Genomic DNA, 24,287 nt, shown 5'->3' with positions numbered 1-24,287 from the left:
GAACAGCATGAACTACTCTCTTTTTATTACCGGTAGCCCCACCGCCAGCCGTGCTTGCCATACAGCACTCGACTTCGCTGAAGCGGCAATCTCAAATGGGCAGCACAGCATTCAAGGTATTTTCTTTTACGAAGAAGCCGTTGCGATTGCCAACACCCTTGCCATGCCACCACGAGATGAATGCAACATTCGCACAGAATGGGCTGATTTTGCCAAGCAACACAATGTCCCGCTGTATGTTTGCATTGCTGCAGCACTGCGTCGCGGTGAACTTAACGAAGCCGAAGCCAAGCGCCATGAAGTCGAGCACTTCAATCTAGCCGATGGTTTTCAATTAGAAGGTCTTGGCAGCCTAATTAGCCTCACTTTAGAGTCCGATCGCGTGCTGAGGTTTAAATAATATGAGCACTTTAATTTACCTATCTAGCTCACCTTATGGCAGCACGACTCTCAAAGAAGCGTTAGATTTAGCGCTGGTGTTTGGTACTTTCGAGCAAGCCATCAGCATTGCCGTTACAGGGGATGCCTTGGCACTTCTTATCGAACAGCAACAACCTACTGCTCGACAAGGCAAGCATTTGCATAAACTGCTGGATGGCCTTGAGTTTTACGATATCGACAAGGTGTATATCAAAACTGAAGAAAACCCTTCCTCAGCGTCGTTATGGTCAGGAGTCACAACTCTTAACTCAGCCGAGTGGCTCGATATGCTTGAACAACACCAACATATTTATCGCTTTTAGGGGGTACCATGAAGCTATATCAGATTAACCAAAGCCAATACCCTAGTAGTGTTGAACAGGATTGGCAGGCATCACTTAAAGCTGGTGATGCCGTGCTACTTTTAGAAGCAGGTATTATGCGTGCTTTGTTACAACCTGAGCAGCTAAAAACCTTACAAGCGCAGCAAGTCAAAGTATGTTTGCGACAAACAGATCTCAGCGCTTACGGCATTGAATCTACTATCGGCGAGGCTATTTCCGACTTACAGTGGGTTGAACTCACACAACAATATTCCAAAATCGTCGCTTGGTAAGGTGCAATATGGCAACCATAGAATTTGATGAAGAAGGTTACTTACTAGACTTAAGCCAATGGAGTGAAGCCCTAGCGGAAGAAATCGCCGCTAAAGAGCAACTTGAGTTGACCGATGCCCATTGGGAAATACTGCGTGTGCTACGTGGGTTTTATGAGCAATTTGAGGTATCGCCCGCGATGCGACCACTAGTCAAAGCCGTTACCAAAGAGTTGGGCGCAGATAAAGGCAAAAGCATTTATTTGATGAAACTTTTTCCTGGCAGCCCACCAAAGTTAGCCGCCAAGATCGCAGGGCTACCCAAGCCCGCTAACTGCCTATAACAGGCGCTTAAACAAGACACAAAAAAGGCAGCACACGCCGCCTTTTGCACTCTTTTAGATCACTATTTGCCAAACCAAGACAGCTTTTTCTGCAATGTAACCACTTCACCAATGATCAACAAGGCCGGCGATTTCACTTCATTGTCTAAAGCAACTTGATGAATGTCTTTCATAGTGGAAGTAAACACGCGCTGATCTTTCGACGTGCCCTTCTCCACAATCGCTACCGGCATAGAAGGACGCATACCAAAACGAATCAAAGACTGACTGATTGATTCCAGCCCCGTTAAGCCCATGTAGATAACCAAAGTCTGGGCTGGATGCACTAACTCATCCCAAGGCAGCTCAGTGGTACCATCTTTTAGGTGGCCCGTTAAAAAGCGTACCGATTGCGCGTAATCACGGTGCGTGAGAGGAATTCCGGCATAGGCGGCACAACCGGCGGCAGCTGTGACCCCCGGTACCACTTCAAACGGTACGCCTTCCATCACCAGCTCTTCTAGCTCTTCACCGCCACGGCCAAAGATAAATGGATCACCGCCTTTCAAGCGCACCACTATCTTGCCTTCTTTGGCTTTTGACGCCAGCAAGGCATTGATTTCTTCTTGTGGCAAACTGTGTAACGACTTCGCCTTGCCAACATACAGCTTTTCAGCGGTCTCAGGAATCATGGCAATGATTTGTTCACCCACTAGACGGTCATAAAGCACCACATCCGCTGCAGTTAATAAACGATGCGCCTTCATCGTCAACAAGTCCGGATCCCCTGGCCCTGCACCGATTAAATATACTTTACCTGTCATATTTTTCTTATCTCAAATAGAAAGGCCCCGCAAGCGGAGCCTTTGAATGCATATTGCACAACCGAATTAACCGATCAGCGTCTTGCCACCCATGTATGGCACAAGCGCTTCTGGCACTGTCACAGTACCATCGGCATTTTGGTAGTTTTCAAGGATGGCTACCAAAGTACGGCCTACCGCTAGACCAGAACCATTCAATGTATGTGCCAACTCTGGCTTGCCTGTTTCAGGGTTACGCCAGCGCGCTTGCATACGACGCGCTTGGAAATCCCACATGTTTGAACAAGAAGAGATTTCACGGTACTTCTGCTGACCCGGTAGCCATACTTCGATGTCGTAGGTTTTGTGTGAAGAGAAACCAAGGTCACCACCACATAGCACCACCGTACGGTAAGGTAGGTTTAGCTTCTGTAGAATGGTTTCTGCATGGCCAATCAACTCTTCTAGCGCTTCGGTAGAACGATCTGGACGACAGATGTGCACAAGCTCTACTTTTTCAAACTGGTGCTGACGAATCATACCGCGCGTATCGCGACCGTAGCTGCCCGCTTCACTGCGGAAGCATGGCGTATGCGCAACAAACTTCTGGTGTAGATCAGCATCGTTCAGAATCTCATCACGAGCAATGTTCGTTACTGGCACTTCCGCAGTTGGGATCAAGTATAGATCACTGTTGCCACTGTCTTTATCAACCGGCACTTTGAACAGGTCTTGTTCAAATTTTGGCAGCTGACCTGTACCACGCAGTGACGCTGCGTTGACTAAGTAAGGTACGTAAATTTCAGAGTAGCCGTGTTCTTCAATGTGTGTGTTCAACATAAATTGAATCAAGGCGCGGTGTAAACGTGCTAGGTCAGAGCGCATCACGGCAAAACGAGAGCCAGTGATTTTAGCCGCCATTTCAAAGTCCAGCATACCCAATGCAGCACCCACATCCACATGATCTTTTACTTCAAAATCAAATGTACGTGGCTCACCCCAACGACGAATTTCTACGTTGTCGTCTTCGCTTGTGCCTTCTGGCACAGACTCATGCGGAATGTTTGGAATACTTTCTAGTAGCGCGTCCATTTGTGCCTGAACGTCATCTAATTGCGCTTTCGCCGCAGCCAGATCATCGCCTAGGGTTGCTGTTTTCGCTTTCAGCTCTTCCGCTAGCGTTTTATCACCAGCTTTCATCGCTGCCCCGATTTCTTTGGAAGCCGAGTTGCGGGACTGTTGCAGTGTTTCTGTTTCAATTTGAATTGCTTTACGACGCTCTTCCAAACTAGAAAAAGCCGCCACGTCTAAATCAAAGCCTTTTTTCTTCAATAATACGGCAACCGCTGCTGGGTCTGCCCTTAGAGCTTTAATGTCTAACATTGCTGCAACAAAACCTTATGTAATTAAATAATTAAAACTGCTTTGAGTTGGTCTTAAAAGGCACGCGCTAATCCAATACCAGCGGCCAACGCCAAAATCCCTAGCAAACAACTTAATGATAAATAGCTTACGGCACTTAGCCAAGCCTGCTGATTCATTAGAGAGACAATTTCTAAGGAAAAAGTCGAGAAGGTCGTAAAAGCCCCCAGAAAACCAATCATAATCAGCGGCCTCAGGGGTTCTAAACTCGGTACTCGCTCACTGATCAGCACAAATGCCATGCCCATCAAGAAACTGCCCACCACATTGATAGATAAAGTGGCCATCGGAAACTGTGCTTGCCAAAAGCTATTCACCCACTTGCCCACGGCAAAACGCGACAACGCCCCCAGCCCGCCCCCTAAGGCAATCATAAAATAGATCATTACCAACTTTCCTCGTCTTGATAGCGTTTTAACGGACTCATTTGGTCCTGCTGCTCAAGCCAAGCAAGCTTCTCGCCAATTTTCTTCTCTAAACCACGATCTGTTGGAATGTAGTAGCGTTCATGAGCCAGTTCGGGGGGCAAGTATGACTCCCCTGCCGCATAGGCATTCGGCTCATTATGGGCATAGCGATAATCTTCGCCATGACCCATGTCTTTAGCAAGGCTTGTCGGTGCATTACGCAGATGATTTGGCACTTCCAGACTGGGCTGCTGTTTCACATCACTCATGATTTGGCTAAACGCTCTGTACAAGGCGTTACTTTTCGGTGCACAGGCCATATAAACCGCCGCCTGAGCAATGGCGCGATTGCCTTCATAAGGACCAACGCGCTCGAAAATATCCCAAGCGTTTAAGCCGATTTGCAAGGCTCTAGGGTCGGCATTACCAATGTCTTCGGAAGCGATCGCCAACAGGCGCCTTGCTATATAAAGCGGATCGCAACCGCCATCGAGCATGCGTGCCATCCAATACAAAGCACCGTCTGGTGACGAGCCGCGCACCGATTTATGAAACGCTGAAATCTGATCATAGAAGACATCACCGCCCTTGTCGTAACGACGAATACTGCCACCTAGTACATCTTCTAGCTGTTTATCGGTGACCGTTGCGCCATCTTCAACAAAATCCGCTAGTATCTCTAGAAAGTTAAGACTACGACGCACATCCCCATCGGCCGCTTGCGCCAGAATACTTAAATGGTGATCACTGACTTGAATATTGTGTTGCCCCAGCCCACGTACTGGATCTTGCAGAGCGCGCTTCATGGCCTCCAACAAATCTTCAACCGTTGGCGTCTGCAGCCGATAAACACGTGCTCGGGATAAAAGAGCTGAATTCAATTCAAAGGCGGGGTTTTCAGTGGTCGCGCCGACAAATAAAAAGGTGCCATCTTCAATATAAGGCAAGAAGGCATCTTGCTGAGACTTGTTAAAACGATGCACTTCGTCGACAAACAATAAGGTGGCTTTTTGTGTCATCAGACGCCACTGCTTAGCATCATCCACCGCGGCACGAATTTCCTTTACACCAGACATCACCGCCGATAGCTCAATAAACTTGGCGTCCAGTGAGTTGGCGAACAGCTTGGCAAAGGTGGTTTTTCCAATGCCAGGCGTGCCCCACAAAATAAAGGAGTGCCCCTGACGACGCTCAACCATTTTGCGCAATGGTTTACCTTCACCCACTAGGTGCTGCTGACCCACATATTCATCTAGGGTTTGCGGACGCATGCGCGCCGCCAAAGGTGCCATTGGGTTGATATCATCCGAGGCAAACAAGTCATCCATTTATTACTGCTCAATCATCAAATCAACGGACTCAGGTAAGTCAACATTGAAGTTTTGCTCTGATACGCCATCATGTCCCGCTACATTAGAGAACTCGATAACGGTTGTTTGCCCTAAAACATCTTTTATGCTCATGGCACTGATATGATCCTTAACAAACGATAAGGTTAAGGTATCAAACAAATCTTCTTGCTCTTTTGGCTCCAACTTAAAGCTATCACGGCCAGTACTGGACACTTTGTAGTGCTCTAAAGCATTGTCTGCGGAACTGCCTAATAAGGCTGCCGGCGAATTCCCGACAGAACCAGCAAAAGGTTTACGAGTGGCTTGCTCTAAATCCACATCCCAAATAGTGACCCACTTGCCATCGGAAATGATTCGTTGTGGAAATGGAGTAACAGTGTCCCAGACAAAACGATTAGGTGCCGCCAATAAGAAGACACCTTCACTGTTTTGAACCTTGTCACCTTTCTCGTTGTAAGTGACCTGCCTAAACTCCCCTTCTACATTACGGTTATTGTCTAGTAAGTGACTTAATTGTTCTGCTGGCGCATCCGCCCACGCGTTAAATGCCACCAACAACCCTAAGCTATAAATGATACGCGCCATAAATACTCCTAATTGAGCCGATACCTTATTCTGGTATCAGAATCTCACGTTGACCATTAGTTCCCATTGGTCCGACTAGTCCAGCAGATTCCATTGCCTCAACCAAGTTTGCAGCTCGGTTATAGCCAATTTTCAAGCGGCGCTGAATAGAGGAAATAGAAGCTTTACGGGTTTCTAGCACTATTTTCACAGCTTCATCATAGAGTGGATCTTGGTCTTCACCGCCACCGGAGGTCAGCTCCTCTGCGCTTACCGTAACATCGGTAATGTACTCAGGCTCACCACGGGCTTTCCACTCTTCTACCACCGCATGTACTTCTTCATCCGAAACAAAAGCACCGTGAACGCGAATCGGCGTCGGCAAACCAGCAGGGAGATACAACATATCACCCATGCCTAGAAGTTGATCCGCACCGCCTTGATCCAAAATGGTTCGCGAGTCAATTTTAGACGATACCTGGAACGCCATACGAGTTGGAATGTTGGCTTTGATCAAGCCTGTAATAACATCCACCGATGGACGCTGGGTTGCCAAAATCAAGTGAATACCTGCCGCACGGGCTTTCTGAGCAATACGAGCAATGAGCTCCTCAACCTTTTTGCCCACGATCATCATCATGTCGGCAAATTCATCGACGATGATAACAATGTACGGCAGCGGCTCTAGATATGGCACTGTGCGCGCTACACCATCCTCGGAGAACATGGCCATTTCCGGTGTCCACAATGGATCTTCAATCGGTTGTCCAGCCGCTGCTGCTTCCCGCACCTTCTTGTTAAAACCAGCAATATTACGCACGCCAAGCTTAGACATCAGCTTGTAGCGACGCTCCATTTCATCCACCGACCAACGTAAACCATTGGCCGCATCTTTCATATCCGTGATAACAGGGGTCAATAGATGTGGAATGCCTTCATAAATAGACAACTCCAACATTTTAGGGTCCACCATGATCATACGTACTTCGTCAGGTGTCGATTTTAGCAGCATGCTCAAAATCATGGCGTTGACCCCCACCGATTTACCCGACCCAGTGGTACCTGCGACTAACACGTGCGGCATTTTCGCCAAATCCACCACCACGGGCTCACCAGAGATATCATGCCCAAGTGACAAGGTTAACGGTGACGTGGCATTGTCATACATAGGTGTATTGATCACTTCCGAGAAGTACACCGTGTCGCGGTGTTGGTTGGGAATTTCGATACCGATGGTCGATTTCCCTGCAATCACTTCGACCACACGCACACTCATTACACTGAGTGAGCGCGCTAAGTCTTTGGCTAAGTTGGTGATACGTGAAACTTTCACCCCCGGCGCAGGTTGGATTTCAAAACGCGTAATCACCGGGCCTGGGTTCACTTCTACCACTTCCGCTTTGACACCAAAATCCAGTAGGCGCTGTTCTAATAAGGCAGATAAATCCAGCAATTCCTCTTCACTATAGCCACCTTGTTTAGGCTTAGGCTGAGTCAACACACTGCGATCCGGAAGTGTATAGGCTGCTTCGCTTCGCTCAATTTCAGTCGCAGGCCCTCCCAAACCATCTAAGCGCTTCGCTTCAGATAAGGTTTTTACGGCCGGTTTATTAGCCTGCATATCAGGCAGAGGTTGAGAAGCTTTCGGGGCGACTGGTCTACTTGGAGCCGGCGCTATTGCTTCATCAAACGTATCATCAATGTCATCAAAATCGTATTGCTCTGCTGATACCGTCACTTTCTCAGTAGCAACTACTGGCTGCGATGGCTGAACAGCAGGCTTCATAGCTTTATTCACAGACTCAGAACGATTTATCGGTTGAGCTGCCTTAGTCTTGGGAGTCGGCTTATCCCAAACCTCATCAAAACTAATCTCTTGTGCATCGTCTTCTACGTACAGCGTATCGCTGAAATTAAATTTATCGTCATCAAAGGCTACGTCCAATCCGCCAAAACTAGGTTCTTGATGACCAGAACGGGACTTAACGGGCGTTTCTATGTCGTCTTCATTGGGTTGACGAGAAAATTTACTTTTAACTTTCTGCCACAAAGACACTTGCTCTGTATCGTCTTCGTCAAAGAACTCATCAGAAGCCGCTTCTTCTTCAACCTCGTCCACTTTCTTTTTCTTACGGAAAATGGCTGGTTTCTCTAGATCGTCTTCAAGGGACTCTTGAGCTTTTTTCTTGGAGGTGGCTTCTTCTGCTGGATCATCTTCAGTTCCGCCCAATTTCTGAGCTAGCCAAAGGTAGGACGATTCTGCTTTCTCACCTATAAATTCTAACAGTTGCGACCAATGAATCTGCGCCAACAAGGTAACCGCCAGTACCAATAATGCTAGGCTAACTAAGGTCGCACCGTCGTAGCCAATCCAGAGATATAACAGCTGACCTAAAGACTGCCCTAAAATCCCCCCTGCGCCAAATTGCAATGTCGTACTACCCACGGTGTGCAGGAAACAAAGCGCAGCCCCGAAACTTAAATACAAAATACTCCCCACACAACTCAAAATGGCGTTATTTAGAGGAATCATTTGATGAGGGTTGCGCCATAGAATGTAGGCAACTAATAAGAATAGTAGCGGCAATGAGTAGAATAGATTACCGAAAAATGCGGATAGCAGGTCCGATAGCATGGCCCCCACTGGCCCCATGGAATTCTGCGTAGCATTACCACTGCCTGAATAAAACCAACCTGCATCGTCTGGGTTGTAGGTATAAGTCGCGAAAGCAAAAAAAAGAAAAAATAAAATGGCCGCGATAAAAGCCGCCTGCTTCGCAAAAGTTCCCCAGACCAGTGATCGTACAGACTCACGCTCTGCTGCTTGTGTCAAAAGCCACCTTCCAATGTTATTAACCAATGTTTAGGCTGCAAGCTTACCATAAAAAAAGCCAGCCCGAAGGGGCTGGCTTTCGCTTTTACTAAAATTGGGAAATCTTAGAAGTAAGCTTTAACACCAAGGATGTTCATTTCGTCGTCGAAAACACCGTTGTAGTTTTCGAAGTAGTAAGTTAGGTCGCCAGCAGCGTATTCAGCGATGAAGTAAGTACCGTCGTCATCTGCACCGTTAGCTGCTTCTAGGTCTTTAGCGTACTGAAGAGTAAGCGTTAGCGCATCAGTTGCAGCGAATTCGATACCGAAACCAGCTTCTTCAACATCTACAGTAGTATCAGTGATATCAGTACCTTGCTCACCTGTACCGTAGTTTACAGAGATAGTTGCTGGACCAGCGTTGAATTGAGCACCAACGTTAACAGCATTCGCATCACCTAGAACACCACCAGAAATACCTAGCTTAACGCCACCTAGATCAGCGATGTAAGAGATAGCACCACCAACTTCAGAATCTTCAGTACCAGCATTTGAAGATGCTTCTAGAGCCACAGTTAGGCCTGGAGCAACTTTGTAACGGATACCAGTGTTGTCAGTATCGCCTTGACGGTAAGCTGTAGCACTAGAACCATCTACCTTACCAACGTTTAGATCGATACCGTCAGCGATCTCATCCATACCCATGAATGCGCCAGCTGATACAGAACCATCAAAACGACCGAAAGATACTGCACCTTGTTTTACATATAGTTTTTCGAAGTTGAAGTCTGTGCCTTCGTCTTTACCATCAGTTTTCACTTCAAGTTCAGCGTAAACCACACCAGTGTCTACAGAAAGTTCGATCTCACCTAGATCAGTACCATCTACTAGATCACCAGTATCTTTAGAATCACCGTAGTAGTTTACGTACTCGATGCCCGCTTCACCGTGGAAAACTGGCTCAAGTGCAAAAGTAGATGTAGATACAGCTGCAGCAACTGCAGATACCGCGAAAACAGAAGCTAGTTTAATCGCTTTCATTCAAGATTCCCCTTTAATTATATATGTTCGGTCTCAAGACCTTTTTGAAAGGTTTTATGCCCTTTTCAAAGAAACGCTGATAAGTCAACGACAGGCATACTAAAACCATTCAATTTCAGTTTTGTGACAATCACACAACACCGAAAAATTTTTAGTCCGTTGTTTGCAATGAGTTTCTTTGTTGCGCCACTCTGGACTGACACCGATTAAAACCAAGTTTTCCTTGGCTGGTCAAGCACTATGAACACTTTTTTTGAATTTTTTTTGCATTTTTTTCTTTTTTTTCATGTCTAAAGCGACCTTTTATTATATCAAAGCGTAAATACATGCGGCTTAATGACACTTTGTGTACGTTATCGTCACAAATAGATTAGAAAGAGTGCATATTATCCACTAGCACTAGCCAGATAAGGCAAAAAATATGGATAATAAAGACACAAATGCACGTAAAGACAGTACCCATCATGCCCAAAAACAGTACAAATGAGACTAAAGACTTACCCGAGTTAATTCTGCTCACGGAGTCTATTTTTGACACGCCAGACCCCTTTAAGGCCTTGCATGATCCCGAAGGTTTATCCGCTATTGGCGGTGATTTAAAGCCGGAGCGCTTAATTCATTTGTACCAACATGGCTTCTTTCCTTGGTATAGCGATCCAGATCCGATTCTCTGGTGGCATCCACTAGAGCGCTGTACCCTAAGCCCTACAGACTTTCATGAAAGTCGATCCCTGCGAAAAGCCCTAAAACGCGGCGGTTGGAACTGGAAGATCAATGCAAACTTCCCGCAAGCAATCAAAATTTGCCGAGAGTTACGCGCAAATGCTGAGGGCACATGGATATCAAATGATGTGATCAATGCTTATTGCGCACTGAACCAGCAAGGCTACGCATTTTCCATGGAAGCCTTCCTTGATGGGGAGCTGGCGGGCGGATTTTACGGTGTTGCTATGGGCAAGATGTTTTTCGGTGAATCTATGTTTTCCCTGAAGGACAATGGCTCTAAAGTGGCTTTGTGGCAATTCTGTCAGTTAGCACCAGAGCTTGGGATTGAATTAATCGACTGCCAAGTTTATTCTGAGCACCTAACATCCCTTGGGGCGCAGATGATGTCCAAAGCAAGCTTTGTCAAAGCCTTGCAGGATCTGATCCCTAATCCAACCCGAAACAATGAGTTGATCGCGTTGGCAAACCATGAAAGGGCCTTGCCAATTACTAATATTGCGGTCTAAATTTGCTTTTTCGGGCCATTTTGGGCAAAATACGCCGAAAATTTTAGCAAACTCGCCAATCACAAGCCTATTTCTAGCCTAAATAGCGAGATCATGCTTAACCTTAATTAAGAACAGGACACTGATTGTGGCAAAAGAAGACAGCATTGAAATGGAAGGTACGATTGTCGATACCCTTCCAAACACTATGTTCCGCGTAGAACTTGAAAACGGTCACGTTGTGACGGCGCACATCTCTGGTAAGATGCGCAAAAACTACATTCGTATTTTGACTGGCGACAAAGTAAAGGTTGAACTAACACCTTACGACTTGTCGAAAGGTCGCATCGTTTACCGTTCTCGTTAATTTAAAACCAGAACGCGATAACAAAAAGGCCGCTTAACCCATAGGTTAAGCGGCCTTTTTGCATGTTAGGCAGTAGGACATCCATAGATGTCCTACTGTGGATTTAGCAGCTCACAGCCTCTTTACGAACAGAGAACGCCAATTCGTCCTTCTCTTCATCCAAAGACACAGATACCACACCACCCTCAGTTAGGTCACCGAACAAGATCATGTTCGCCAGTGGTTTCTTCAGATGCTCTTGAATCACACGAGCCATTGGACGAGCCCCCATTTGACGATCATAGCCTTTGTTAGCTAACCAACCTCGAGCTGTATCAGAAACTTCAATCAAGACACCTTTAGCGTCTAACTGTGCTTGCAGCTCTACCAAGAACTTATCAACCACATTGAAGATCACTTGCTCATCCAACTGTTTAAATTGAATGACAGCGTCTAAACGGTTACGGAATTCCGGTGTGAAGGTTCGATTGATCACCTCCATACCATCGGTTGAGTTATCTTGCATTGAGAAACCGATCGAACGTTTCGCCAACAGCTCAGCCCCCGCGTTCGACGTCATAATCAGAATCACGTTACGGAAATCCGCTTTGCGGCCGTTGTTATCTGTGAGCGTACCGTGGTCCATCACTTGCAGTAACAAGTTAAAGACTTCTGGGTGTGCTTTCTCAATCTCATCCAGCAACACCACGCTGTGTGGATTCTTGGTCACCGCTTCGGTCAATAGACCACCTTGATCAAAACCCACGTAACCTGGTGGCGCACCAATTAAGCGCGACACCGCATGACGCTCCATGTATTCGGACATATCGAAGCGAATCAACTCAAGACCAAGGATTTTCGCCAGCTGACGCGTCACCTCAGTTTTACCTACACCAGTTGGACCCGCCATCAAGAAGGAACCGATTGGTTTCTGCTCGGCTTTTAGGCCCGCACGAGACAACTTAATCGCATCAGACAGTGATTCGATCGCTTGATCCTGACCAAACACCACCATTTTCAAGTTGCGCTCAAGATTACCGAGTAGTTTACGATCATCGGAGCTGGCCGCTTTCACCGGCACACGAGCGATTTTAGACACTATGTCTTCGATATCTTCAACGGTAATGGTTTCTTTACGCGTCGCTTCTGGCTGTAGGCGCTGATAAGCACCTGCTTCGTCCACAACATCAATCGCCTTATCCGGCATATGACGATCCGGCACATAACGCTGAGCTAACTCAGAGGCCGCTCTTAGGGCTGCATCCTCGTATTTCACCTTGTGGTGTTCTTCGAAGGAACCAATGATGCCTTTCAAAATTTCGTAGGTATCTTCCACACTTGGCTCATTGACATCGATTTTTTGGAAGCGACGTGCCAAGGCATGATCTTTTTCGAAAATGCCGCGAAACTCTTGGAAAGTAGTGGAACCAATGCAACGTAATTGGCCAGAACTCAGGGCTGGCTTCAACAGGTTCGACGCATCCATCACACCACCAGACGCCGCACCGGCACCAATAATGGTATGGATTTCATCAATAAACAAAATCGCGTTGGGCAATTTTTTCAATTCACCAAGTAGGTGTTTTAAACGTTTTTCAAAATCGCCACGGTATTTGGTACCCGCCAACAAAGCCCCTAGATCCAACGAATAAACAATACCGTCAGCAATCACATCTGGCACTTCACCATCGACGATGCGTTTGGCTAAGCCCTCAGCAATGGCTGTTTTACCAACACCGGATTCACCCACTAGTAGCGGGTTGTTTTTACGACGGCGCGATAGGGTTTGCACTACGCGCTCGACTTCGTATTGACGGCCGATTAAACGATCGATACGCCCCGCTTTCGCTTCTTCATTTAGGTTTGTGGCGTATTTTTGCAATGGCGCTTTTGCAGTATCTTCGCCATCCTCGTCTTCTTGCTCCACCGAATCATCCGGCGCAGCACCACCTAGTTTAGAGATGCCATGGGCAACAAAATTCACCACATCAATACGCGCCACATTATGACGACGTAGTAGGTAAACCGCTTGGCTTTCTTGCTCGCTAAAAATGGCAACTAAGACATTCGCGCCAGTGACTTCACGTTTGCCAGAAGACTGCACGTGAAACACAGCACGTTGCAATACTCGTTGGAAGCCTAACGTAGGCTGCACTTCACGCTCTTGATCGTTTTCTGGGATAAGGGGTGTTGTGCTGTCTACGAACTCTTCTAACTCCTTGCTCAAGATTTCTAATGTTACACCGCACGCTTCAAGCACTTTTGCTGCGGCCGCATTGTCGATCAAAGCCAATAAAAGGTGCTCAACGGTCATAAATTCATGACGTTTATCACGAGCGGCTTTGAAAGCACTGTTCAAGGTTTGTTCTAGTTCTTTGTCTAGCATCGCTTATCCCTCACTATAAATCAGTCAACCCTTTGCAGGTCGCACATTAGGGGGTGCTCGTTTTGCTCTGAAAACTGCTGCACCATAGCTACTTTGGTTTCAGCTATACCGTAGGGGTAAATTCCACATACACCTTTACCCTTGGTATGAACTTCCATCATTACATGCTGAGCTTTCTCTGCATCCATATTAAAAAAGCGTTGGAGAACAAACACGACAAAATCCATTGGCGTGTAATCATCATTAAAGAGCACCACCTGGTACATAGAGGGTGGCTTAAGCTCAGTCTCATCTGGTGCAATCGCTACCGATGAATGGTCGTTATCATCGTCCTCTAAATTTAGACTAATTTGCTTTGATGCAAACATCCCGGACCTCAAACACTACAAATATTCACGTTAATACGTATTTTCTCAATCCCTGACTTACCAGAAAGTGGAAAACAATAAGAAATTTTACAAATCCACAATAGAGTTCTACTCTCAACTACATGCGGTCAAAAGTTAGACAGTTCAACCCTTGTGCTTTCGTCGCTTGAGTTTAACAGATCTTTGATCTCATAGATTGTACCGAATTCATTATCAGCGTTTATTTGCGGTTCGGCTAATCGAGCCATAAGAGTATTTAAGGAGTGACTCATGCATCGTGGATCCGTTAAATGGTTTAACAACGCAAAGGGCTACGGCTTTATCGTTTCAGACAGCTTTGAAGAAGATTTGTTCATCCACTATTCTGCGATCAATGTCGAAGGTTATAAGACGCTTAAAGCAGGTCAATCCGTGACATTCGATGTCACCCCAGGAAAACGTGGGCTGCACGCTACAGACATTACTCCTGTTGCAGCCGAAAGCAAAGCCGAGCAAAGCGACGCTCAATCCGCGTAACGGCACTAAACGCAATTGCCTCAACATTCTCTGGGCACCTTTGATATGATTGATCATCTCAGAGGTGCTTTTTAGCATCCAAAACTTATCGTTTTGAAGATTCGCACACCATGCTATTGCTACTAAACAAACCCTTCCAAGTACTCAGTCAATTCTCTGCCGAGGGCGATAAAGATACCCTAGCAAGCTATATTGATGTGCCGGACGTCTACCCTGCAGGTCGCCTTGATTATGATTCAGAAGGGCTCTTACTACTGACCGATCAAGGCCCATTGCAGCATCTGATCGCTTCCCCTAAGTTCAAAATGCCCAAGACCTATTGGGTGCAGGTAGAAGGCGAGATAAGCGAGCACGCCATTCAAGCCCTTATCAAAGGGGTTGAACTCAAAGATGGTATGACCAAACCCGCTCAATGTCGTCTTATGGAAGCGCCAGATGTATGGGATCGAATACCACCTATTCGTGAGCGCGCCAATATCCCTACCAGCTGGATTGAGCTCACCATTAGCGAGGGCAAAAACCGCCAAGTACGACGTATGACAGCTCACGTTGGCTTTCCGACCTTGCGTTTGATTCGCGCCAAAATTGGCCCCTATTCGGTTGAAAATGTTCCACCTGGCTCCTATGTAGAAGTAAAGCTCACTGACACATTAGCGGAACAGGTAAAAGATTTTGAACGAGAAAAAGCGCGAAAAACTTCCCCATCTCACCGTCGCAGCCCTCATCGCGGACAAACACCGCTACCTCATGGTAAAAGAAATGCAGGACGGTCAGATCGTTCTCAACCAACCAGCGGGGCACGTGGAAAACGGGGAAACACTGCAACAAGCCGTCATTCGCGAAACCCTTGAAGAAGCGGGCTGGCAAGTGACCCCAGAAACAATTCTGGGTATTTACGCCTTCACCCCCTTTGCAGGCGCCGATACCTATCATCGCGTCTGTGTCATCTGCCGTGCAGAACAACATATTACGGATGAATTAGATCCCGATATCTTAGGCGCTGACTGGTTTACGCGAGAGCAAATTGAAGCGCTACCGCAGCGTAGCCCCTTGATTTTGCAGTGCATCAATGACTATGAAAAGGGTCAGGCACATGACCTAAATATGATTAACAATCGCCATATCGATCCGAATTAAAGACCTAGCCACGACCTTCAGCTACAATACGTCCTTACATTCTAATGACGGGCCTTTACCCCGTTTTCATTATTAGAGAGAGATCATGAGTAAAGATAACCCAAACGCATCAATTAAAGTCATCGTTGGCATGTCCGGCGGTGTGGATTCCTCTGTTTCTGCCCTACTTTTGCAACAACAAGGCTACCAAGTGGAAGGCCTGTTTATGAAGAACTGGGACGAAGATGACGGAACCGAGTACTGCACCGCAAAAGAAGACCTCGCCGACGCACAAGCGGTCTGCGACAAATTAGGTATCCATCTGCACACCGCTAACTTTGCGGCAGAATACTGGGACAATGTGTTTGAACACTTCCTTGAAGAGTACAAAGCCGGTCGCACACCTAACCCAGATATCCTTTGCAACAAAGAGATCAAGTTCAAAGCATTTCTAGAATACGCCCTTGAGCTTGGTGCAGATTATATTGCCACAGGCCACTATGTGCGCCGTGGTGAGATTGATGGTCAGCCAGTGCTACTGAAAGGATTGGATAACAACAAAGACCAAAGCTACTTCCTCTATGCGGTGGGTAAAGATGAAATTGGCCGTACCTTCTTCCCTGTCGGTGAACTGGAAAAACCAGAAGTACGCCGTCTTGCCGAAGAATTCGACTTGATCACCCACAACAAGAAAGACAGCACAGGCATCTGTTTTATCGGTGAACGTCGCTTTAAAGATTTTCTTGAGCAATATCTGCCAGCTCAACCAGGCAATATTGAAACCTTAGATGGCGACATTATTGGTAAGCACCACGGCTTGATGTACCACACCATTGGCCAGCGCCAAGGCTTAGGGATCGGCGGTTTATCTAACTACCCAGATGAGCCATGGTACGTAGTGGAAAAGGATCTACAGCGCAATGTGCTAGTGGTGACTCAAGGCGGCCAGCATGAGTCTTTATTCAAGACGCACTTGATCGCCGACAATTTTGACTGGGTAGCGCGCGAAAAACCAAACATGCCTCTGACCTGCATGGCGAAGTGCCGTTACCGTCAGCCAGACCAAGAATGTACCATTTCTGAACTAGCCGACGGTCGCGTAGAAGTAAGCTTTAAAGAGCCGCAACGTGCGATTACTCCAGGACAATCTGTGGTGTTCTACCTCGGGGAACACTGTCTTGGCGGCGGCATCATTAACGTAGCTTTTAACAAGTAACCATTGCGCCCTAAGCGGAGGATTTCATGCAGCATGATGTAAAAGAGCAAGCCATTGCCTTGGCCGCGATCTTTCAAGCCGCAGAACTGGTAGCGAACTTAGCGCGCAAAGGCACTTTGGATACGAATTACGCCAAGCCTTTGTTAGACAGCATTCTAGTGGTCAACGCCAAAGCGACCGAAGACATCTATGGTGGTGCATTCGACTGTCAAGGCAATCTCGCCTTAGGTCGACGTATTGCCAAAGAAGTCATGGGCAAGAACCGCGATGCGGTCAACCCAGATACTATTCGTTATGCTCTGAGCATGATTCACCTTGAATCTAAACTGCGCAAAGAACCCGACATGCTGTCCGCCATTGGCCAGCGCCTAGGGCAACTCGAACGCCAGTTAGAGCATTACGACGATGTCATGCACGAGAATGTGGTAGCAGGCATTTCAGGTATGTACCAAGATACGTTGAGCAAGCTGTCATTTCGTATTCAGGTTCATGGCGACAGTCGCTTCTTACAGCAACCACACATAGCGCACCAAGTGCGTGCCGTACTGATGGCTGGCATTCGTGCCGCTATGCTGTGGCGTCAAGTGGGCGGCAAACGCTGGCATTTGATCTTCAAACGCAATGCCCTAATGAAACAACTGGAAAATCGCTTCTAAATCCCCCTTTTTCCAGTAAAGCAAGTAGGCAAATCAACATTGCCTTCTTGCTTTTACCCCCCTACATTCATGACAATCATTCAGATCAATCTTGACTATATTCGACGTCAATATTTCTCAAGGCCCTTCTTGGGGTAGTATATTGACCAAAATTTTAATCAAACTCGATTTGATTACAGAGAATGGCGGCCAAAAGTCACCTTCTATCCAAGCGGCTAACTTAGCCAAAATGTTAGGGGAATTACATGTCAAAACAAACGATTTACTACACGTTGACAGACGAAGCACCGGCACTTGCAACAGCTTCTCTTCTGCCAATCTTTAGTTCATTTGCGAAAGAAGCAGACATCGAGCTACAACTTACGGATATTTCTTTAGCAGGCCGTATCCTTGCAGCTTTCTCTGATCGTCTTCCTGAAGATCAACGCGTAGAAGATGGCCTTTCTTTCCTAGGTGAATTGACGGCTGATCCAAATGCAAACTTCATCAAACTACCAAACATCTCAGCTTCTATTCCTCAGCTAACTGCTGCAATCAAAGAGCTTCAAAGCCAAGGCTACGATGTACCTAGCTACCCAGAAGTTGCTGAAACAGAAGAAGACAAAGAAGTTCAATCACGCTACGCGAAACTTCTAGGCAGTGCGGTAAACCCTGTACTACGTCAAGGTAACTCTGACCGTCGTGCACCCGCGGCAGTAAAAGCCTACGCACGCAAACACCCACACTCTATGGGTGAATGGAAGAAAACTTCGCAAACCCACGCAGACTACATGCGTGACGGCGATTTCTTCTCTTCTGAGCAATCTGTAACAATGGACAAGGCACAAGACGTGCGTATTGAGTTCGTTGACCAAGCAGGTAACGTAGAGCTTAAGAAAACACTGCCAATGCTTGAAGGCGAAGTGCTAGACAGCATGCGCATGAGCGCTGGCAAACTACGTGACTTCTTCGAGCAATCACTACAAGAAGCCAAAGAAGCGGGCATCATGTGGTCTCTACACGTGAAAGCGACCATGATGAAGGTGTCTCACCCAATCGTGTTCGGTCACGCGGTAACCGTATTCTACAAAGAAGTATGGGATAAATTCGGCGACGTATTCAAAGAGATCGGCGTTAACCCTAACAACGGTCTAGGTAGCGTGCTTGATAAAATCAAAGTACTACCTCAGTCTCAACAAGACGAAATCCTACAAGCGATCCACGATTGCTACGAGCACCGTCCTGAAATCGCGATGGTAGACTCTGTACGCGGTATCACTAACCTACACGTACCTTCTGACGTAATCGTAGACGCTTCTATGCCTGCGATGATCCGTAACTCAGGTAAGATGTGGGGCCGTGACGGCAAGACTAAAGACACTAAAGCAGTAATGCCTGAGTCAACTTACGCGCGCATTTACCAAGAAGTGATCAACTTCTGTAAAACTAACGGTGCATTCGATCCAACCACTATGGGTACGGTACCAAACGTTGGTTTGATGGCGCAAAAAGCAGAAGAATACGGTTCACACGACAAAACATTCGAAGCGAAAGCAGACGGTGTTATGCGTGTAGTTGATGCGGCTGGCAATGTCCTAATGCAACACGATGTTGAGAAAGGCGATATCTGGCGTGCATGTCAAACCAAAGACGCTGCGATCAAAGACTGGGTGAAACTAGGTGTTACTCGTGCTCGTAACTCTAACACGCCTGCCGTGTTCTGGTTAGACGAAGAGCGTGCACACGACAACGAGCTACGCAAGAAAGTCGCACTGTACCTACAAGACTACGATCTTGAAGGTCTAGACATCCGCGTTATGTCTTACAACGAAGCGATCCGTTTCTCTATGGAGCGTATCATCCGTGGCCAAGACACCATCTCGGTAACTGGTAACGTTCTTCGTGACTACCTAACTGACTTGTTCCCAATCATGGAACTTGGCACGTCTGCAAAAATGCTATCTATCGTACCTATGTTGAACGGTGGTGGCATGTACGAAACAGGTGCGGGTGGTTCTGCTCCTAAGCACGTTCAGCAGCTTCTAGAAGAGAACTACCTACGTTGGGATTCTCTAGGTGAATTCCTTGCGACAGCGGTTTCTTTTGAAGAGCTTGGCATTAAGCAAAACAATGCTAAGGCAAAAGTACTGGCAGCCGCTTTGGACAAAGCCACTGAAAAACTGTTGGACAACGACAAGTCACCTTCTCGCAAAGTAGGCGATATCGATAACCGCGGCAGCCACTTCTACCTAGCTATGTACTGGGCTCAAGAATTGGCAGCACAGACAGAAGACGCTACATTGGCAGCGAAATTCGCACCACTAGCCAAAACTCTGACTGAAAACGAAGCGACAATCGTTGCCGAGCTAAACGCTGTTCAAGGTTCAGCTGCTAACCTAGAAGGTTACTACCACATGAACCTAGAAGACGTTGCTAAAGTAATGCGCCCAAGTGCGACATTCAACGCGGCTCTAGCGTCACTATAATTAGCTGAATAGCTAACAAAGCGATACCCAAAAGCCACTCGATGAAAATCAAGTGGCTTTTTTATTGCCGCTTATTTCAAAACGAAACACTCAATAACACGCGTGTTTTGTAAGCACAAAAAAGGGAGTCTTATTCAGACTCCCTTTTTTATGACAATCACCAGCTCTGATGATTAAAGATTACATCGCAATTGAACCAAAGCTTGGCTCAGAGTGTGCGTTGTTTAGCGCATGGGTTGAATGCGGCATGTATACCAAGCTGCCAACACCTTGCTCAGCTGGTGTTATGTTACCCATCCAAGCTACTTTACGTTCGTCACGTGGAGAAATCCCCAAATGCTTACGGTAACAACGGCTAAAGTGTGGTGTCGAGATAAAACCACAAGCTGCCGAGATTTCCACGATGGACATACTAGATTGTTTCAACAGCTGACGCGCACGATCCAAACGTAAACGTAAGTAGTAACGCGATGGTGAACAGTCTAAGTACTTGTGGAACATACGCTCAAGTTGACGGCGTGATACGTCAACAAAAGCTGCCAATTCGTCTAGATCGATTGGTTCTTCCAAGTTGTTTTCCATCAATTCAATGACGTCCACAAGCTTAGGTTTGCAACCACCTTTGTTTAGCTGACGAAGAGGAACACGCTGTTGATCGAATTCACTACGAATACGATCACAAATAAACATGTCTGAAACAGCACCAGATAGCTTAGCACCGTGCTCACGAGCAATGATGGTTAAGAACATATCTAGTGGTGCACTTCCGCCTGTTGCGGTAAAGCGACCTTCATCCATTGAGAACAGACGATTATTGCAACGCACTTTCGGGAAGCTTTCCTGCAAAGCAGTCATACATTCCCAATGAACACTACAATTGTAACCATCCAACAAACCTGCATGTGCAAGTACGTACGCTCCTGTACAAATACTTCCTAGCGTAACTCCTTTACGCCCGCGCTGCTGAAGCCAGCTGACTTGTTTTGAAGTAAAGGCACGTGTGATATCTAAACCACCCGCAACAATAATCATATCAAGCTCTGGGCATTCGGCGATTGATGTATCGGCAGACAAACTCAAACCATCACTGGCAACCACAGGTTCACCAGATTCGGAAATCATATGCCAGTTGTACAGCTCTTCTCCATATAGCTGGTTAGCCATACGCAGTGGTTCAAGAGCTGACGCCAATGCAATCATTGTAAAATTGTCTAACAGAAGGAAACCCACACGAGTGATTTTCTTTTTGCTAGTCGCTGTAGTAGGGGAAGATGAGACCATGAATGTGCCCTCTTATACGTGATATATAGCGTAAGCAATTAACAGGCCAATTAAGCTATAAACACCATTTTTATTATGACGGACCGACAGTAGCTGTTGGGTGAACGCCTCTTCACTTTCATTTTGTTTTGAGACATAAATTGCCTCAAAACGAAACCCGTATATTAATTGACCTTTGCGTTATGAATATCACAGCAACGACAGCAATAAAACCTTTTTTAACAAAAAACGACAAATGATTTTTCTGACCAAAACGACAAAAATAGTCGTATTTGGTATCAGTAAAGTTAAAAAATGTCCCGTTTACGCCAGGATTGCCTTTTTTTGGTGCTATTATCAATCACTTACGCACCATTAATGAACCCGTTTGGCACTCACCCGTTAGGTTATTGCCATAATTCTGTAACAGGTGTCGTTTCTGGAAAACGGTATCGAACTTGTGCCTGCAACAACTCCGCCGTTGCAATCGCATCGGTCATGGCACTGTGCATATGATATCTAGGTAAACCGTATCTTAGCCGGCTATCCACTAGACGAATGGAAGGAAGTTTAGCACCAAACAGACGTTTTAATTTACAGCGCCACCCAGAGCGATGCTGTTGCGCTTCAATATGCATGGTATCCATCATCGGGAACCACATTTCTTCGCCCAGCTCTCGCTTCACTGCGCTATTGAGAAACTCACTCTCAATATAGCGATAATGAACCACCACTATTTTACCGTTCAACTCCTGAATCACCTCTTCCAGCACTTCGGCAATCGGAGGTGCATTCATGATCTCGGAATGGGTAATCCCGTGAATGACGATTGAGTCGTCTTTTAGCTGACATTTAGGACGCACAATCCAGTGCTTTGCCTTGGCCACCTTAATACGCTGCATGGTGAATGGCACCAAACCAATGCTAACAATTTCGTCATTTAGCGGATCTAAACCTGTGGTTTCAAAATCCAAGGCAACGAACTCAGCCTGCTCCAGGGTCAACTCTTCAGGAAAATCCTGAGAAGCAAAGAAATCTTTTAACAGAGGAATTTGGCTATCCATTGCCTGCTCACGCAGATACTCATGCCAAGAAAACGAATCAACAACACGAGCCATGTGGTGTTCTCACGAAAATGGGTAACGGTATTTAAGGAAGCGCTGACTGTTATTTAGCACATTGAACGCTTCCTTAAGGTTGCGACGCTCAATGTCTGACAAGGTGTCAGGCTCAATATTATTATCTGGTTCACGATTTTCTTCGACATCTTCGACCTGATGACGGATACGCACCATCGCCAAGTATTCCATGGCATATTTCAACTCTTGGCCACGTTTATCCGGCAGGATGCCTGCCTTAATCACATCATCAAGACGATCGATCGAATTCCGTGAGGTCGAGCCAATCGCCAAAGCGTGTACTCGAATCAAGTCCGCAAGCGGTGCAGTACCACGGCGTTTTAAGTTAATGGTACGACGGTGCTCGCCATCTTGCTCCATCACGAATTCTTTGAAGAACCCCAGTGGCGGCGTACGTAACAAGGCATTACGCGCCAAGCTAGCAAGGAATTTCGGTGTATTTTTAGCGCGATTTGCGATAAAGCGGTATAGGTCTTCTGCCCACTCTACTTTGCCGTAAACCCCTTCAAGATCGAAAAATACAGAACTGTGTAACAAGGCATCTGGGTTGGGATTATCGATCCAGTCAGCAAAACACTCGCGCCATTCCGTAATGGTTTTACGCCAACGTGGGTTCGTTGCCATAATACGACCGGTACAGAATGGATAACCACACTTATCCAAGCCTTCCGAGACAAACTCAGCTAACGCTTCAAAGTACTCGCTGTGCTTAGCGGCATCGTATTCGTTCGATAATATCAACGCATTGTCTTGATCGGTGATCAGTAACTGCTCATCACGAGCCATAGAACCTAATGCCAAGAAACAATAAGGCACTGGTGGTGGGCCTAGTTTTTCTTCAGCAATTTCTAGTAAGCGTTGTTTGAAACTACGCCCGATCACAGACATGGCACTGCCAACCATCTGCGCGTTGGATTCTTGTCGCACCATACGCACAAAACATGACTGAACATCTTTAGATACAGTGATCAGGTCTTCTACTGTGTGCTGACGGTGAATCAAGCCAACAATAAATAAACTGTTTTTCGACTCGTAACGCACGATATCTGAAATCGCGATGACACCCAAAGGCTCGTCATTTTCGACCACTGGCAAGTGATGCAAATTGAAGCGCAGCATGGTGAGCATGGCTTCAAATACATAGGTTTCTTTATCCAATGTTTTCGGCGAATGAGTCATCACTGACGACACAGGCTGATCGAGGTCAACGCCCTGAGATACAACGCGAGTACGCAGGTCGCGATCGGTCAAAATACCGACCAATTTGTTACGGCAATCACCGTCATCTTCTAGCGGCGCTTCTTCGTCGACGATCAATAACGATGACACTGACTCGTGAGTCATTTTTAACGCGGCTTGACGAATGCTAGCATCGGTCGAAATCATGACTGGCTTACGCACAATCAAAGAGGAAACTTTCACACTAGAAAGAGCACTTTCCTCACGCTGTTGCTGAATCTCTTTGTTCATTTTGCGCTTGTCGTCAATCTCGACAAAGTAGGCAAACTCTTCAAAGTTGTCACACAACTCGTTAAAGACCGCTTCAGGAATGAAATAAATCAAAGAGTCTTCTAACGCACGTGAAGGCAATCGAATACGGTTCTTCATCAGCAAGCCAAGCTGACCAAATACGTCACCGACACTTAGTCGGTTGTACAAGTTTCCGTTTCGACGATAGATCTCGATCGAACCACTTCGAATCACACATAGGTCGTGAATTTCATCGCCAAATCGGTACACATCTGCACCTTGGCGGAAATAGGTAATTTCAACCGATGTCGCAACACGATGAAGTGTTTTTTCTGGTAGGAAAGAAAATGGGGGATAGCGCCCTAAGAATTCAGCTATCTCGATTTGTTCTGCTTCCATT

The 24,287-nt window shown here is 46.5% G+C and carries 24 protein-coding genes; 12 read left to right on the top strand and 12 right to left on the bottom strand.

The genetic code is table 11. From position 1 onward, the window contains the following. The first annotated feature begins 7 nt into the window (after positions 1-7). Genes tusD through ACOSVP_RS09270 form a run of 4 tightly spaced genes read left to right on the top strand, consistent with a single transcriptional unit; the run spans position 8 to position 1,359 of the window. Positions 8-400 carry a sulfurtransferase complex subunit TusD gene (gene tusD / locus ACOSVP_RS09285; RefSeq protein WP_487347217.1) on the top strand — a complete coding sequence of 131 codons (393 nt, stop codon included), beginning with the start codon at positions 8-10 and terminating at the stop codon, positions 398-400. Between the two features lies 1 nt (position 401). Beyond that, the gene (locus ACOSVP_RS09280; protein ID WP_487347216.1) at positions 402-743 is read left to right on the top strand and encodes a DsrE family protein; all 342 of its coding nucleotides are present in this window, start codon (positions 402-404) and stop codon (positions 741-743) included. 8 nt (positions 744-751) lie between these two features. Then, positions 752-1,036, top strand: coding sequence for a DsrH/TusB family sulfur metabolism protein (locus tag ACOSVP_RS09275; protein WP_487347215.1), 285 nt, complete (start codon positions 752-754; stop codon positions 1,034-1,036). 8 nt (positions 1,037-1,044) lie between these two features. Next, a complete protein-coding gene (locus tag ACOSVP_RS09270; protein WP_487347214.1) occupies positions 1,045-1,359 on the top strand; it encodes a TusE/DsrC/DsvC family sulfur relay protein in 315 nt (104 codons plus the stop codon). A gap of 62 nt (positions 1,360-1,421) precedes the next feature. Here the strand turns inward: ACOSVP_RS09270 and cobA are convergent, their stop codons facing one another. The 7 genes from cobA to ACOSVP_RS09235 form a co-directional block, all read right to left on the bottom strand. Further along, positions 1,422-2,162, bottom strand: coding sequence for a uroporphyrinogen-III C-methyltransferase (gene cobA / locus ACOSVP_RS09265; protein WP_487347213.1), 741 nt, complete (start codon positions 2,160-2,162; stop codon positions 1,422-1,424). A gap of 66 nt (positions 2,163-2,228) precedes the next feature. Next, entirely contained in the window at positions 2,229-3,524 is a 1,296-nt protein-coding gene (gene serS / locus ACOSVP_RS09260) for a serine--tRNA ligase (RefSeq protein ID WP_487347212.1), read from the bottom strand. A gap of 53 nt (positions 3,525-3,577) precedes the next feature. Beyond that, on the bottom strand, positions 3,578-3,949 hold the full coding sequence (gene crcB / locus ACOSVP_RS09255) for a fluoride efflux transporter CrcB (protein WP_487347211.1): 372 nt from the start codon (positions 3,947-3,949) through the stop codon (positions 3,578-3,580). Further along, a complete protein-coding gene (locus tag ACOSVP_RS09250) occupies positions 3,949-5,298 on the bottom strand; it encodes a replication-associated recombination protein A (protein ID WP_487347210.1) in 1,350 nt (449 codons plus the stop codon). Before ACOSVP_RS09250 ends, crcB begins: the two co-directional genes overlap by 1 nt. 3 nt (positions 5,299-5,301) lie before the next feature. After that, positions 5,302-5,907 (bottom strand): outer membrane lipoprotein periplasmic chaperone LolA, encoded by a 606-nt coding sequence (lolA, locus tag ACOSVP_RS09245; RefSeq protein WP_487347209.1) that lies wholly within the window; start codon positions 5,905-5,907, stop codon positions 5,302-5,304. Between the two features lie 25 nt (positions 5,908-5,932). Continuing rightward, entirely contained in the window at positions 5,933-8,719 is a 2,787-nt protein-coding gene (locus ACOSVP_RS09240) for an FtsK/SpoIIIE family DNA translocase (protein ID WP_487347208.1), read from the bottom strand. A gap of 104 nt (positions 8,720-8,823) precedes the next feature. Then, positions 8,824-9,738 carry a hypothetical protein gene (locus ACOSVP_RS09235; protein ID WP_487347207.1) on the bottom strand — a complete coding sequence of 305 codons (915 nt, stop codon included), beginning with the start codon at positions 9,736-9,738 and terminating at the stop codon, positions 8,824-8,826. A 464-nt stretch (positions 9,739-10,202) separates the two neighbouring features. On the opposite strand from ACOSVP_RS09235, the gene aat reads away from it, so the two are divergent. Both aat and infA read left to right on the top strand, forming a co-directional pair. After that, positions 10,203-10,970 (top strand): leucyl/phenylalanyl-tRNA--protein transferase, encoded by a 768-nt coding sequence (aat, locus tag ACOSVP_RS09230; RefSeq protein ID WP_487347206.1) that lies wholly within the window; start codon positions 10,203-10,205, stop codon positions 10,968-10,970. Between the two features lie 127 nt (positions 10,971-11,097). Then, positions 11,098-11,316: a translation initiation factor IF-1 gene (infA, locus tag ACOSVP_RS09225; RefSeq protein ID WP_055461515.1), complete on the top strand. Its 219-nt coding sequence runs from the start codon at positions 11,098-11,100 to the stop codon at positions 11,314-11,316. 103 nt (positions 11,317-11,419) lie between these two features. Here the strand turns inward: infA and clpA are convergent, their stop codons facing one another. Together clpA and clpS are read right to left on the bottom strand one after the other, a co-directional pair. Further along, positions 11,420-13,681, bottom strand: coding sequence for an ATP-dependent Clp protease ATP-binding subunit ClpA (gene clpA, locus ACOSVP_RS09220; RefSeq protein ID WP_487347205.1), 2,262 nt, complete (start codon positions 13,679-13,681; stop codon positions 11,420-11,422). A gap of 20 nt (positions 13,682-13,701) precedes the next feature. Then, positions 13,702-14,049, bottom strand: a complete 348-nt coding sequence (clpS, locus tag ACOSVP_RS09215; protein ID WP_487347204.1) for an ATP-dependent Clp protease adapter ClpS — start codon at positions 14,047-14,049, stop codon at positions 13,702-13,704. Positions 14,050-14,319: 270 nt separating this feature from the next. On the opposite strand from clpS, the gene ACOSVP_RS09210 reads away from it, so the two are divergent. From ACOSVP_RS09210 to ACOSVP_RS09185, 6 genes are all read left to right on the top strand, one after another. After that, positions 14,320-14,565, top strand: coding sequence for a cold shock domain-containing protein (locus tag ACOSVP_RS09210; RefSeq protein ID WP_487347203.1), 246 nt, complete (start codon positions 14,320-14,322; stop codon positions 14,563-14,565). 110 nt (positions 14,566-14,675) lie between these two features. Beyond that, entirely contained in the window at positions 14,676-15,416 is a 741-nt protein-coding gene (locus ACOSVP_RS09205; protein WP_487347202.1) for a pseudouridine synthase, read from the top strand. Beyond that, on the top strand, positions 15,313-15,702 hold the full coding sequence (locus ACOSVP_RS09200) for an NUDIX domain-containing protein (protein ID WP_487347201.1): 390 nt from the start codon (positions 15,313-15,315) through the stop codon (positions 15,700-15,702). The genes ACOSVP_RS09205 and ACOSVP_RS09200 overlap by 104 nt, the downstream gene beginning before the upstream one ends. An 85-nt stretch (positions 15,703-15,787) precedes the next feature. Beyond that, complete coding sequence (gene mnmA, locus ACOSVP_RS09195; protein ID WP_487347200.1) at positions 15,788-16,897, top strand: tRNA 2-thiouridine(34) synthase MnmA; 1,110 nt, start codon at positions 15,788-15,790, stop codon at positions 16,895-16,897. Positions 16,898-16,923: 26 nt separating this feature from the next. Further along, a complete protein-coding gene (hflD, locus tag ACOSVP_RS09190) occupies positions 16,924-17,553 on the top strand; it encodes a high frequency lysogenization protein HflD (RefSeq protein ID WP_487347199.1) in 630 nt (209 codons plus the stop codon). A 245-nt stretch (positions 17,554-17,798) separates the two neighbouring features. Next, a complete protein-coding gene (locus ACOSVP_RS09185; RefSeq protein WP_487347198.1) occupies positions 17,799-20,018 on the top strand; it encodes an NADP-dependent isocitrate dehydrogenase in 2,220 nt (739 codons plus the stop codon). 180 nt (positions 20,019-20,198) lie between these two features. Here ACOSVP_RS09185 and gbdR read toward each other — a convergent pair whose 3' ends face one another. The 3 genes from gbdR to ACOSVP_RS09170 all read right to left on the bottom strand — a co-directional run bounded on the left by gbdR (position 20,199) and on the right by ACOSVP_RS09170 (position 24,286). Beyond that, on the bottom strand, positions 20,199-21,299 hold the full coding sequence (gene gbdR, locus ACOSVP_RS09180; protein WP_487347197.1) for a choline metabolism transcriptional regulator GbdR: 1,101 nt from the start codon (positions 21,297-21,299) through the stop codon (positions 20,199-20,201). Between the two features lie 386 nt (positions 21,300-21,685). Then, positions 21,686-22,396: a 3'-5' exonuclease gene (locus ACOSVP_RS09175; protein WP_487347196.1), complete on the bottom strand. Its 711-nt coding sequence runs from the start codon at positions 22,394-22,396 to the stop codon at positions 21,686-21,688. A gap of 9 nt (positions 22,397-22,405) precedes the next feature. After that, on the bottom strand, positions 22,406-24,286 hold the full coding sequence (locus tag ACOSVP_RS09170; protein WP_487347195.1) for a DUF294 nucleotidyltransferase-like domain-containing protein: 1,881 nt from the start codon (positions 24,284-24,286) through the stop codon (positions 22,406-22,408). Position 24,287 lies beyond the last annotated feature (1 nt).

Source organism: Marinomonas sp. HM11-D, assembly GCF_057626615.1.
This window is presented reverse-complemented; position numbering and strand designations above follow the sequence as displayed.